The organism is Fischerella thermalis PCC 7521 (assembly GCF_000317225.1).
Classification (GTDB): domain Bacteria; phylum Cyanobacteriota; class Cyanobacteriia; order Cyanobacteriales; family Nostocaceae; genus Fischerella; species Fischerella thermalis.
The window spans coordinates 17,610-29,996 of the sequence record NZ_AJLL01000107.1 but is presented as its reverse complement, the minus strand read 5'-3'; the positions used below and the strand labels follow the sequence as shown (position 1 = coordinate 29,996).

The 12,387-nt window shown below is 43.2% G+C and carries 8 protein-coding genes and 1 pseudogene; 7 read left to right on the top strand and 2 right to left on the bottom strand.

Annotated elements, in window-relative coordinates:
• Positions 1-181: 181 nt before the first annotated feature.
• A pseudogene (locus UYK_RS26450) lies at positions 182-315 on the bottom strand (IS1 family transposase); the annotation flags it as partial.
• A 539-nt stretch (positions 316-854) separates the two neighbouring features.
• On the opposite strand from UYK_RS26450, the gene UYK_RS0123710 reads away from it, so the two are divergent.
• Together UYK_RS0123710 and UYK_RS0123705 are read left to right on the top strand one after the other, a co-directional pair.
• Positions 855-1,262, top strand: coding sequence for a hypothetical protein (locus tag UYK_RS0123710; protein ID WP_009458157.1), 408 nt, complete (start codon positions 855-857; stop codon positions 1,260-1,262).
• 4 nt (positions 1,263-1,266) lie between these two features.
• On the top strand, positions 1,267-2,532 hold the full coding sequence (locus UYK_RS0123705) for a glutamate-5-semialdehyde dehydrogenase (protein ID WP_009458158.1): 1,266 nt from the start codon (positions 1,267-1,269) through the stop codon (positions 2,530-2,532).
• 51 nt (positions 2,533-2,583) lie between these two features.
• Here the strand turns inward: UYK_RS0123705 and UYK_RS0123700 are convergent, their stop codons facing one another.
• Positions 2,584-3,399: an acyl-CoA desaturase gene (locus UYK_RS0123700; RefSeq protein WP_009458159.1), complete on the bottom strand. Its 816-nt coding sequence runs from the start codon at positions 3,397-3,399 to the stop codon at positions 2,584-2,586.
• A gap of 83 nt (positions 3,400-3,482) precedes the next feature.
• Here UYK_RS0123700 and UYK_RS0123695 point away from each other — a divergent pair, with 83 nt between their 5' ends.
• From UYK_RS0123695 to sbcC, 5 genes are all read left to right on the top strand, one after another.
• On the top strand, positions 3,483-4,715 hold the full coding sequence (locus UYK_RS0123695) for a methionine gamma-lyase family protein (RefSeq protein ID WP_009458160.1): 1,233 nt from the start codon (positions 3,483-3,485) through the stop codon (positions 4,713-4,715).
• Between the two features lie 463 nt (positions 4,716-5,178).
• The gene (gene egtC, locus UYK_RS0123690) at positions 5,179-5,967 is read left to right on the top strand and encodes an ergothioneine biosynthesis protein EgtC (RefSeq protein WP_009458161.1); all 789 of its coding nucleotides are present in this window, start codon (positions 5,179-5,181) and stop codon (positions 5,965-5,967) included.
• A complete protein-coding gene (gene egtB / locus UYK_RS0123685) occupies positions 5,942-7,231 on the top strand; it encodes an ergothioneine biosynthesis protein EgtB (protein ID WP_016872278.1) in 1,290 nt (429 codons plus the stop codon). Before egtC ends, egtB begins: the two co-directional genes overlap by 26 nt.
• 212 nt (positions 7,232-7,443) lie before the next feature.
• Entirely contained in the window at positions 7,444-8,484 is a 1,041-nt protein-coding gene (gene egtD / locus UYK_RS0123680; RefSeq protein WP_016872277.1) for an L-histidine N(alpha)-methyltransferase, read from the top strand.
• A gap of 826 nt (positions 8,485-9,310) precedes the next feature.
• The gene (sbcC, locus tag UYK_RS0123675) at positions 9,311-12,340 is read left to right on the top strand and encodes an exonuclease subunit SbcC (RefSeq protein ID WP_016872276.1); all 3,030 of its coding nucleotides are present in this window, start codon (positions 9,311-9,313) and stop codon (positions 12,338-12,340) included.
• Positions 12,341-12,387: the final 47 nt, after the last annotated feature.

Here is a 12,387-nt window from a genome sequence, read left to right as displayed (position 1 = left end):
ATATTATTTAGTTAGATCGAAAGCCTCCCTACGCTCAAAAAGGAGGCTTTTGTTTTAATTATCACCAAAAGTACAACTTATCCCATTATTTGAGATTCAAAGTCCGACGATAATTCCATTGCAGCAATCCATGAATCTACCTTTGTTGTCGTGGTGTTGCTGAATAAAGGGATGAATTAATTTATTTAGGTACAGTTTGACACATCAGATAGTGTAGTAATAATTTAATTTAGTATTCAGCATTTCTTCTAACTTGGAATAACATGAAGTTTTTCGGTGAAGTCGTGCAAGATAATGCCGTAATCGGGTATTTTCTCTTAAGAAGAATTATGTAGAGTTGCGATCGCCTTGTCATGACTTTCTCAAGGTACGGCTAATTGCCGAATATTGATAGCTACGAAGAAATTTAATGCGTGAAATTCGATACAGTTTGCGCCTCCCTTAAAAATGGGTATGAGGGTGCGAGGGTATAGGGTGTAGGAAGATTAATATTTTCACACCCTCGTTGTGGAATTTTCCTGTAATTGACAGTTTTGATAATTAAGGATCGATAATTAGGACGATAAGAAAGCAATTGTTCTTCCCACCAGGCACATTCCTAAACCTAGCCAACAACATTTGTGTAGGATGCACTACACTTAATTAAGAAAGATCCAGTGTCATGCCTTTGATTGTCAGATGCAAACCTTTTTGTCTCTATATTGAACCAAAATATATTCTGTAGGCAGGAAGGACACAAACTGGCTAAATTGTTATAAAAAAAGTTTAAAGGGGAGTAATTAGCCTCGCAAATCTTAACAAGAGGATAATCTTCTCCTGCTGTAGATGAACACGCTCAAGTTATAAGATTCCTTGTGCAATCTCAAAAACCCGAAAAACTTGATTTTAATAGCGAATACCCCTGTCCCTGTCGTCGTCGGGGACGATTAGTTCCGATTACCCTTACAGAAGCATTTGGATGCGATCGCTGTCAACAGATTTTTGTAGTAGAAGATAATGGTTTTGTGCTAGAACAGCTTTCTACTACCTATCCTTACAAACGCGCTTGGCGCTGGACAGGTTCTAGCTGGCAAGTTGTCCATCCGCGTTTAGGAGAAAGCTATCTGCCAGTAGCGCTTGGTATTATTTTCGTGCTAGTGATTATATGGTTGCCGTTAGCACTACGCTTGGCAAGTGGTTCAAGTATAATCGCTTGGGCAATGGTGGCAGTACTATTGGCAATTTTACCCGCATTGATGGTCTGGCTTACCTACAGACGTTGATTAAATGACAGTGGACCCTTTTGATGATAGCTCCGAAGCAATCTCCAGCACTAAACGTGCCTATGCTGCTTCTTTAAAGTTAGGAATAACTAAAGGGACAGATCGCAGTCGTGCCGTCTTGGCGATGGCAGAGGCGATCAAACGTTCTTTTGATGACATTCTGGAAGCTAATACTTTGGATCTAGAGGCTAGTCGGGAAATGGCAATACCAGATTTGATTTTGGATTGGTTGAAGCTAACACCAAAACGTCTGGAAGCGACTGTAGAGATTTTGCAACGACTAGGAGAATTGTCAGATCCACTGCGACGAGTGCGTAGTGCTGACTACCAACTGGAAGACTCTCAGACTTACACGCAACTAATGCCTCTGGGTGTGATCGCATTTATTTATGAAGCATTTCCAGAGTTAGGGGCGATCGCCGCAGGTTTATGCATCAAAACAGGTAATTGTTTGATCCTTAAAGGTGGTACGGAAGCTAGCCACTCTAACGCAGTGATCGCCAATGCCTTACAAGCTGGTATTGCCGACGCTGGTTTGCCCCTTGGTTGTATAGAATTGATCCAGACTGAACATGGTGCTTCAATTCGTGATTTGGTCAGTCAGGACAATTACTTAAACTTAGTCATTCCCTACGGACGTGCTAGCTTAGTACAGCAGGTAGTAAGACAATCTACAGCACCAGTACTGAGATCAGCAATGGGTAATTGTTACCTGTATTGGTCACTCAATGGCAGCTTAGAGATGGTGCGTTGGATGATCGTAGATAGCCATTGTAGTCAACCAGATCCAGTGAATGCGATCGAAAAAGTTTTGATTCATCGGCAGGCTATGCCATCGTCTTTAATTACCCTGTGGAATAGCCTGCAAGAAAAAGGCTTTGAACTAAGAGGAGACACAGAATTAGTAGAAGCCTTTGGGCAGTTACAACTAGCTAAAGAGACAGAATGGGGAAGTGCTTATTTAACTAAAACAGTAGCTTTTAAACTAGTGGACAGCTTAGAGGCTGCGATCGCTTGGATTAATCAGTACAGCAGTGGTCACGCCGACTGCATCGTCACAGAATCCTATCAGGAAAGTCGGCAATTTGCCTTAGGAGTCAACAGCGCCTCTAGTTACATCAATGCTTCCCCCCGTTTTACCCGTAACCCTGCACGGGGAGACGGGGTGTTTTTGGGTATGTCCAACCAGAAAGGTCATCGACGTGGCTTTATCAGCCTAGAAAGCCTGACTACGGTTAAACATATCGTGCAGGGGAACGGAAGGTTTTAGGCAATGATGGGGTGATGGGGTGTAGCATTTCCTCCCCATCTCCTCACCATCCTATTTATTGTCTGCCAACTTCACATTCGTGGCTAGACCAAGTGCTTGTAGTAACTTAACTGTCATCCAAGTCATGTCAATTTCCCACCATTGCAGTCCGTGACGTGCGGAATACTGAAAGGCATGGTGGTTATTGTGCCAACCTTCACCATAAGTTAATAAAGCAACCCACCAGCAATTTGTTGAGCGATCGCCTGATTCATAAGTACGATAGCCAAATTTGTGGGTAGCACTATTGACCAACCAGGTGCAGTGCCATACGAAAACTAGGCGAACAAAAACTCCCCAGATTACAAAAGACCAGCCACCCAGCAAAAACAGTACTACACCTAAAGCTACTTGGAGCCAAATTAAATTATTTTGAAAAAACTGATAAACTGGGTCATCGCCAATATCTTTTGTAAAGCGAGGTACTTCTGGCTGAAGTGGTGAATGAAAGAACATCCAACCCATGTGACTCCACCAGAAGCCTTTGTTGGAATCATGGGGATCTAGCTCCTTATCTGAGTACAAATGATGCATCCGGTGCATACCGACCCATTCTATTGGGCCTCCTTCGCAGGAAAGGGTTCCGCACAAAACAAGGAAGTATTCTAGCCACTTAGGGGTTTGAAAACTACGGTGGGTGACGAGGCGGTGATAGCCCAGAGTAATACCTAAGCCACCTGTTACCCAATGGAGAAACAAGCACACACCAACTGCTTTCCAGCTAAAGAAAGCGGGAAACAGGGCAAGCAACGCAGCAGCGTGCAAAACACTCAAGAATGTAATGTGTACTAGATGGCTTCGGGATTTTGTTGATGTAGCAATTGTCATGCAGTAACCTGAATAGGAATTGTTCAGCCTAGTCTGCGCGATCCTTAAATCCGCATATTATGTTTTTTGTAAATGAGGAACTAATGAACAGCTTGGAACAGCTGCGGCAAGCAGAACAGGCACTGTTACAGATTTTTTCTGGAATTGACGCTCAGGTCAAGAGAAATCTTTACAGAGTGTTAAGTGCTTTTCGCCATCATCGAGTCGGCGCTCACCATTTTGCAGGTGTCACAGGGTACGGTCATGATGACTTAGGGCGAGAAACTCTAGACAAAGTGTTTGCCGAAATTATGGGCGCAGAGGCGGCGGCTGTGCGAGTACAGTTTGTATCTGGAACTCACGCGATCGCTTGTGCCTTATTTGGCGTCCTCCGTCCTGGTGATGAAGTACTCTCGGTGGCTGGCCCTCCTTACGACACATTAGAAGAAGTGATAGGTTTACGTGGTCATGGTCAAGGCTCCCTTATAGAGTTTGGCATTCGCTATCGCCAATTGGATCTTACCCCAGAAGGAACAGTGGATTGGCAAACATTAAGCCGATCGGTGGAGGATAACACTACTTTAGTTCTAATTCAGCGCTCTTGTGGCTATTCTTGGCGTCCTAGTCTGTCAATTGCCGATATTGAAAAAATTATTAATTTAGTCAAGCAGCAAAATCCCAACACGATTTGTTTTGTTGATAATTGCTACGGCGAATTTATCGAAACCAGTGAACCTACCCACGTCGGCGCTGATTTAATGGCAGGTTCCTTAATTAAAAACCCTGGTGGAACTATTGTTACCGCCGGCGGTTACGTTGCTGGTCGCGCGGATTTGGTAGAAGCGGCTGCGTGTCGGCTGACAGCTCCTGGTATTGGTAGTTACGGTGGTGCGACCTTTGATCAAAATCGTTTGCTCTTCCAAGGGTTATTTCTCGCACCTCAGATGGTGGGAGAAGCCATGAAAGGTACGCACCTTACAGGTTATGTTTTTGACAAGCTTGGTTATCCAGTTAATCCTGCACCTCTTGCTCCCCGGCGTGATGTGATCCAGGCAATTAAACTCGGTTCTGCCGAGAAGTTAATTGCCTTTTGTAAAGCGATACAACAAAATTCACCCATTGGTTCTTATCTAGACCCCATTCCTGATCAAATGCCAGGTTACGAAAGCAAAGTCGTTATGGCTGGCGGGACATTTATTGAGGGTAGCACATTAGAGTTCTCGGCTGACGGGCCATTGCGAGAACCGTATGTAGTTTACTGCCAAGGCGGCACCCATTGGACTCATGTGGCGATCGCTTTAGAAGCCGCAATTGAGGCAGTAGGAGCAGCAAACTAAGGAACGCCAATTAAACAAAATACACAACCTCGCCCCCTCTCCTAACTCGCGGAGAGGGGGCGAGGTTCAAATACTCGATGACGAAGCTCAAAAACTCATTTTAGCTGCAACTTCTAGTTGCTTGATGCAAGACAAATATTAGCTTGATGCTTAGTTGCCATTAGAATATTCTTTTTTCTTCAAACTTAAAATTCATAGATTTGCAACAATAATTAATACTGATAATATAGTTATGCCTGATGCAATCGATACTCTGCATACGCATTAAAGGTATAAACAGCCTATAGGTAAGAAAATGAATATAGAGCTAATTGTTTACTGAATTTTTACTGAAGAGAGAAATTTTCTGATGATATAGGCAAAATGGAGCGATCGCTACATCATGAGAAATTTATATAATTTTCAGGTAATTCTCAGGCAAAAAGTTTAATCTCTACAGTTATCGGGAGTCCATTCCTAAAAAATGTGCCGTTTATTAGCCTACCTTGGTTCACCAGTTTCTCTAGAACCTCTGTTGTATGAACCAGAACACTCGCTGATAGTCCAGAGCTATCAACCCCGCGAAATGCTGTCTGGAGTGGTTAACGCCGATGGCTTTGGTATGGGTTGGTATCATGTTCAAAGGGATACCGAGCCTTTTACCTACAAAAATACGCTGCCGATTTGGAATGATATTAACCTAAGCAGTCTCAGCCGTTATGTGGAGTCAGGGTGTATTCTTTCCTATGTTCGCAGTGCTACAGCAGGGCAAGCACTTGATTTCAGTAATTGCCAGCCATTTCAGTATCAACGTCTATTATGCATTCACAATGGTCGGATTGAAAATTTTCGGCAGACACTATATGTACCAATTCGTCAGCAGCTAAATGATCAAGTTTACAAATGGGTGAGTGGAACTACTGATTCCGAGCATATCTTTGCTTTGCTGCTGTCTCTATGGCAAGAAAACCCAGGTAAAACTCTAGAGCAGTCTCTACACATAACTTTGCTCAAACTTGCAGAGATGGCGCTCACTCATCAAACCCACGCCTCAGCCAACCTAGTTATCAGTAATGGAAATCGTCTTGTTGCTTCCCGCTTTAGCACAAAATCACCTGCTCCCTCGCTTTACTGGACAGCTAATGATCCAACTTTCCCCAATGCCGTCATCCTAGCCTCAGAACCATTATTTGCAGGTAATTGGACTCTTTGTCCAGAAAATAGCATTATCAGTGTGGGAGAAGACTGTGATCTTAGAATTGAGCCAATCTAGTTTCAAACAGACAATTTTTCAGGCTTTTACTCAGTGTCGTGCCAAAACTCTGACTTTGTTTGAGGGTATGGACGAACTTACCTTTTGCCATCAAGCTCATCCTGATTTTAGTCCTGTGGGTTGGCATTTGGGACATATTGCTTACACAGAATCTTTGTGGTTACTTGAGCGTAGCGCAGGTTTACCCTGTATGTTTCCTCAATATCGTAGGCTGTTTGCTGCTGATGGCTTGCCAAAGTGCGATCGCGTCAAATTACCCAACTTAGAGGAAATTTGTTACTACCTGGATACAGTTAGAGAAAAAGTCTTCGATTACTTAGAAGTAGCAGATTTAGAAACAGAAGCACCTCTGTGGCGGTTTTTACTTCAACACGAAAGTCAACACAGTGAAATAATTTGTTTCATATTGGAAATGTGCAAGCTGAAAGATAAGAAAATAGGAAAACGTGGAGAACATAATTCTAAGTTCTCCCCACCTCCCCATCACCTCGAAGAGATGATCCAAATCCCTGCTGGCGAATTCGAGATGGGTAACAATTCACCAGAGGCCTTGGATAACGAACGTCCTGCTCATCGAGTATATCTGGACACATACTATATTGACCGTTTCCCTGTCACTTGTGGACAATATCGGGCATTTATGGCAGCAGGAGGTTATGAAAATCCCCAGTGGTGGTCAAAGGACGGCTGGGAATGGTTGCAAACAGCAAAAATCACCCAACCTTTGTACTGGCATGAAGATTTAACCTGGGATAATCACCCAGTTTGCGGTGTTAGTTATTACGAAGCAGCAGCCTACGCAGAGTTTGTAGGGAAGCGCTTACCCACGGAAGCCGAATGGGAAAAAGCAGCTAGCTGGAACGCCATAACTAATCAACGTCACACCTATGCTTGGGGAGATACACCACCAACACCAGAACATTGCAATCACGATCAGAAAATAGGCAAAACCACACCAGTAAATGCCTATCCTAATGGACAAAGCCCCTATGGTTTGTATGATACTTTAGGTAATGTCTGGGAATGGACAGCCACTTGGTTTGATGGTTATCAAGGCTTCCAGTACTATCCTTATATTGGGTACTCGCAGGTTTATTTTGACCGTCAACATCGCGTTTTAAAAGGTGGTAGCTGGGCAACTCGTCCTTGGGTACTGCGTTCTAGTTTTCGCAATTGGTATCATCCTGGCGTACAACAAGTTTTGGCGGGGTTTCGCTGTGCAAAAAGTGAAAATTCCCTTGATTTATGTTGTCCGACTTTTTAAAAAACTCAGGGATCTGACGCACGAAAAAACTTCCTCTGGAGCAAATTAGCCTGTTTTATGGGAAAATCCCTGTGGATCGGTGTCTTTATCTTGTATCCACTGCGGCTTTTTGTTTCACTAGCTAAGATAAATAGAAGCCATTTGGGAAAGCGATCGCCAAAGCTATTGCAATAGGGCATCGCTACCTATCACGGCAAAAATACGGAGGGTGAATGTCAATATCTAAACCTGGCAGCAGCAAGGGCAACTCTCAAAGAACTATTGAACAACGCTTACAAATACAGCGTTTGTTAGAACCAACTTTGATTGTTGCTTCTAGTGCTGGAAGTGATGTGGTTAAGGGATTAACTCAAAGACCAAAAACCCTACCACCGCGTTATTTCTATGATGACCGTGGTTCCGATTTATTTGAGCAAATCTGTGAGTTACCAGAGTATTACCTGACACGTACTGAGACACAAATTTTGCAAAGCTGTGCTAGTGAAATTGCGGCAATCACAGGCGCTTGTGAAATAGTTGAACTAGGTAGTGGCAGTTCTACTAAAACCAGGATTTTACTAGATGCTTACCAACAAAAAGGACTACCTCTGCATTATCTCCCAATTGATGTCAGTGCTGGTATGCTCGAAAGTAGCGCCCTGTCGCTACTAGCAGACTATCCCTCACTACAAGTTGACGCACTGGCAGGAACCTACGAATTAGCACTTTCTCAGATTGAACCTAGTCAGTTACCCAGTCGGATGATTTGTTTTATTGGTAGCACTTTGGGTAATTTGAATCCACAAGAGTGTGATGTGTTTTTATCCCAAGTCAAGGCTGCTTTGCAAGCGGGAGAGTATTTTTTATTGGGGATAGACTTACAAAAACCAAAACATATTCTGGAAGCTGCTTATAACGACAATCAAGGAGTCACAGCAGCATTTAACTTGAATATGTTAGAGCATCTCAACTGGCGTTTTCAGGGTAATTTTGATACCACCCAATTTGAACACTGGGCATTTTATAACGAAACTGAACATCAAATTGAGATGCATCTCAAAAGTAAGCGATCGCAAGCCGTCGAATTGCACACTCTCAAACTCAATGTTCATTTTGAACCAGGTGAAACTATCCGCACCGAAATCTCCCGGAAATTCAGCCTCAACAGCATTCAGCAAGAACTAAAAGCCAAAAATTTAGTACCGCAAAAAGTATGGACTGACGAAAACCAGTTGTTTGGTTTATTACTGTGTCAGTTGCAAGATCGGGAATAGGGGATCAGGGTTCAGGGATTGGAAAGGAGACAACAAAGCTATAGACCTCTTGCATGAATCCTAAAAACCTCCCTCAATCCCCCCACGCATGGAAATCACCGAGATCATCGGCTAGAAAACTTAGTTGCTGTTCACCTATATTGTCACGATCAGATACATGGTGGCAAAGGCAACCTTTCAACTCAACGAACGTACCAATGACAATGGTTAACTTGGAGAGGAGCCGTGTGATGTGAAAGCATCAAGCACGGTTTTGAAGCCGAGCATGAGGGGTGACTCTCATGCTTAGGTTAACGGATTACCTTCTTTGTGCACTCTGCCAGAATACTTCTGCCTTCTTAAAACAAGAATTACCCTACTTTCATATCAATTGTAATGAAATGAAAGTAGGGTAAATGTTACCATATTTAAAATTTTTCTTGGTCAGGGCAAAACTGCGATCGCTCACTCCCATCTAAAAGTCCTAACCAAAAAAATTTAAACTACCCTCTTTGATATCTCTTACTCTTCACTTGCTGACTCAACAATTTTTCCTTCAAGCAACTACTAACAACTCCAATAACTAACAAACCCCACAGCTAGCTCCCTGCTTGCAAAGTGAAAGACGTAACAAAGGAATGAAGACTCGCTTCTGTTAACCTGGATTTAATTTTTATCTGGTTGTAGCTAAATAGTTAACTTAACAGAAAAAATTTCCTCAAACTATTGTTAACAATTGTAAAATTCATTTCTTCAAGACTAGAAACATGATTTTTATCTAGTTAAACTAACAAAAAGGGTGTGTGTGCTGTTACTAATTAAAAAAAGGCGTGGTTCTCTAGTCTAGATGATCCCTGTTCAACTGACTCTGAAAAATTTCCTCAGTTACCGTGATGCAACTTTGGATTTTCGCGGCTTGCATACGGCGTGTATTTGTGGGGCGAATGGCGCTGGAAAATCTTCTTTGTTGGAAGCTATCACCTGGGCAATTTGGGGCGAAAGCAGAGCCAATTCTGAAGATGATGTTGTCCACACTGGTGAAAAAGAAGTTCGAGTAGATTTCGTTTTTAGAACCAGCCAACAGCAAACTTATCGAGTTATTCGTACCCGCGCTCGTGGTGGTAGTAGTGTGTTGGAATTCCAAATTGAAACCCCAAATGGGTTTCGCTCACTCACTGGTAAAGGAGTGAGGGCAACTCAAGATGTGATTTTGCAGCATATCAAACTAGACTACGATACTTTTATTAACTCTGCCTACCTGCGTCAAGGTCGGGCAGATGAATTCATGCTCAAGCGTCCGAGCGAACGCAAGGAAATATTAGCGGAATTATTAAAACTTAATCAATATGATGAATTAGAAGAACGGGCAAAAGATATATCGCGTCAGTTTAAAGCCAAAGCCGAAGAGTTAGAACGCTCTTTGGAGTCGATGAAAATTCAACTGCAACAACGAGATGTGATCGCAACTCAAAGAATCACCTTAGAAAACGAACTCAACCAGCTCCAACAAGTACAAGCCTTTGAGAATATCAAACTTCAAAGTTTGCAAGTTGTGCAGCACCAACGGCAGAATTGGGAAGAACAACTGAACTTTGTCAGACAGCAATATCAAAATTTAACTCAAGATTGCGATCGCCTGGAGCAAGAACGGGGAGCTGTTGGGAGTCAGCTAGCCACATTAGAAGAATTATTAGCTCAAGAAGCAGAGATCAAAGCCGGATACAGCCAATACCAAAATTTGCAATCTCAAGAAGAAGCCACAAGTGCCAAATTTGCAGAATACACCCGCGCTCAAACCAGCCGCCAGCAAAAGCAACAACAGCTGAGCAAACAAATCAACGAAATCGAAAGACAACTGCAACAAGCACAAGCGCAATTAGAAGCATTGCATCAGCAAGAGGCAGAAATTCAACAAACTCTCAACAAATCAGGTGAAGTAGAAGCAGCTTTGTCTCAATTAGCAGCAGCACGTCAACGTCTAGCTCAATTAGATGAACTGCAATTACAAGTGTCTCCCCTGCTGCAACAACGAGCAACTTTACAAAATCAAATCCTGCGGGTGCAAGCAGGCTTAGTAGCACGATTAGAACAACTAGAAGCAACACAAAACCAACTACAATCGCAGCAGCGACGCCAACCGCAACTGCAACAAGCAGTCATGGAAGTAGCAATGCAGATTGAAGAGTTGGAGAAAAAGCGGGTATATCTGCAACGAGTTCAAGAAAAAGGACAGGAACGCCGTAACTTTATCGAACGGCTGCAAGCTCATCAACGCGATTATGAAAGATTGCTGGGAGAACTAGAGCAAAAAATTCAAATGCTGCAAACTCCCAACGCCCTTTGTCCTTTGTGCGAACGACCTTTGGATGAGCATCACTGGAATCGAGTTGTAGACAAAACCAAATCTGAGTACAAAGATGCAGAAGGGCAATTGTGGGTAGTCCGAGAACAAATGGCTGTCTCAGACAGAGAAATTCAAGTACTCAGGCAAGAATATCGCAATATATCTCAACAATTATCTTCCTATGACACATTGCGAGAACAAAGGGGACAACTCGCAGCCAAGTTACAGGCGACAACCGATGCTGAACAACAATTACAAGATATTGCAGTTCAAAAACAACAACTAGAGCGATCGCTGCAACTAGGCGAATACGCACCCGACAAACAAGCCGAACTCCAACAGTTAGAAGACTATCTACAACAACTCAACTATAATGAACAGGATCACGCCCTGGCTCGCAGTGAAGTAGAACGCTGGCGTTGGGCAGAAATTAAACAAGGACAAATTAAAGACGCACTCAAGCGCCAAACTCAAATAGAAGCGAGAAAACCAGAACTTCAGGCACAAATTGCCCAGTTGCAAGCAAGAATTAAGCAAGAGGCGATTGATTCTGAATGTGCTAGAGAAATCGCCGCCCTTGATCGCTATATTGCCGAACTTGGCTACGACACCGAACAGCACAACAACCTCCGCTTGGCTGTACGCAAAGCCCAAAGTTGGCAGTTACGCTATCAACAACTACAAGCTGCACAACAGCAGTATCCGCAACTCAAAACTAGATTACAAGAATTAGAGATAGCTTTACAAGCAAGATGGACAGAACGACAAAGACTAAAAAGTCAAATAGAAAGTATTGTCAGTCAACTTGAAGAAACAGCCAATCCTCTGGAGCAAATTCAAGCCTTAGAGCTACAACTCACAACCCGTCGCCGCCAACTCGACGAACAAATTAGCCAGTTGGGGCGCTTGGAACAGATGGCGCACCAACTAGAAATGCTGCAAACTCAGTATGAGCAGCAGCAGCAACAACAGCAACAAGCCAAAGAGCAATACCGTGTTTACCAGGAACTAGCTCAAGCTTTTGGTAAAAATGGTATCCAAACACTGATGATTGAAAACGTCCTGCCGCAACTAGAAGCAGAGACAAATCAACTCCTTTCCCGCCTTAGTGCCAATCAGTTACATGTACAATTTGTGACACAGAAAGCCGGACGTAACGGGAAAGCTACCAAGAAAAATAGCAAGTTAATTGATACTTTAGATATTTTGATTGCCGATGCTAGGGGTACGAGAGCCTATGAAACTTACTCTGGTGGCGAAGCGTTTAGAATTAACTTCGCGATTCGTTTAGCTTTGGCAAAATTACTTGCACAACGCGCCGGGGCGGCTTTGCAGATGCTGATTGTCGATGAAGGCTTTGGTACACAGGATACAGAAGGATGCGATCGCCTGATTGCTGCAATTAATGCGATCGCCCCAGATTTTGCTTGTATTCTCACTGTTACCCATATGCCTCACCTCAAAGAAGCCTTTCAAGCGAGGATTGAAGTGAATAAAAGCCAGCAAGGTTCCCAGTTGCGTTTGATAGTTTAACAGCCAGAATCAGCAGGCGATAAGAATTAATATTGCTTTGATAAAAT